The organism is Bradyrhizobium sp. WSM4874 (assembly GCF_055811835.1).
Genome location: NZ_JBVVPR010000153.1, coordinates 1 through 1140, shown reverse-complemented (window position 1 = coordinate 1140; position 1140 = coordinate 1). Strand labels below are relative to the sequence as shown.

The 1140-nt window shown below is 54.2% G+C and carries 1 protein-coding gene; it reads left to right on the top strand.

Features of this window, described 5'->3' with window-relative positions:
• Positions 1-1133: adenylate/guanylate cyclase domain-containing protein (locus AC0L3P_RS39775; protein WP_473309435.1), on the top strand; the 1133-nt coding region annotated here is incomplete at its 5' end.
• Positions 1134-1140: the final 7 nt, after the last annotated feature.

The window sequence follows — 1140 nt, the reverse complement described above, 5'->3', positions numbered from 1 at the left end:
CCTTTACCGTCTCGAGTTCGGTTCGCGACATCCTATATCGTCATCCGGGCATGCTGTCCGTCCAGGACTACTATCTTCGTTACAACTTCTCCAAGGACTTCAAGCCCCCGCACGGAATGACACACGAGCAACTCGTTGCGACACTCTCGCGGGGATTTGCCGATATCGATGCGGGTCAGCGGTTGAACTTTGAATTCGACGTAACTGCGGGCCGTTTCGAGGTGCTCGATCTTAGCCACAAGCTTCTTGTGGTCTTCTTCGCGAACGGTGAACCGGCGGAACGCCAAGAATCGCTGATCCAGCTCGAATCGGGCCGGTTCGTAGTTGCTGATCGGCCGACTGGGCCGAGAAATATGATCCTTGGCGACGGACGCTTTGCGTTTCGACAGACGGCCGATCTTAGCCCAGGCAAACACATCATCCACATTGAGAACCGCACCAAGGATGTAGGCCGCTTCTGGTTTCTCCAGTATCCGTCCCAGTTCCAGCCCCACCTGGTCGAGTATGAGCCTTTTCTTTCCGGTAAGCGATTGTTACTCACCCCCTGCTTCGGCGAGCTCTATAAGACCCAGCTGGTGGACGAGCGCGATAGTCTAGCCGTTTCCGACATCACTTATCTGTTCACTGATCTAAAGGATTCGACTCCACTGTACGAAAGCATTGGCGATGTGAATGCCTACTTTCTCGTCCGCCAGCACTTCGACATCTTGAATAAGATCATTAGGAATCGATCTGGCACGATCGTGAAAACGATCGGTGATGCCGTCATGGCTGGCTTCGAGCGTCCACAGGATGCCGTTCTTGCATCCGTCGAGATGATCGAAGAGCTGTCGCGATTCAACGAAACCGCTTCGCGGCCGCTCGGCCTCAAAATCGGCGTGCACAAAGGCAAGGCCATAGCCGTAAGGCTCAACGATCGGATCGACTACTTCGGACAGGACGTGAATATCGCCGCTCGGGTGCAAGGTCTAGCCGGTGTCAACGAAATATGCCTTACAGAGATGGTGATGGAGGCTCCCGGAGTCAGTGACATCGTCAAAGGATGCCCGAGGTCGCGTGACTACCAAAACTTGAAGGGCATCGGCCAGAAAATGGAAATACATCGGATCACAATTTCTCCCGCGCAGAAATGAACGACCG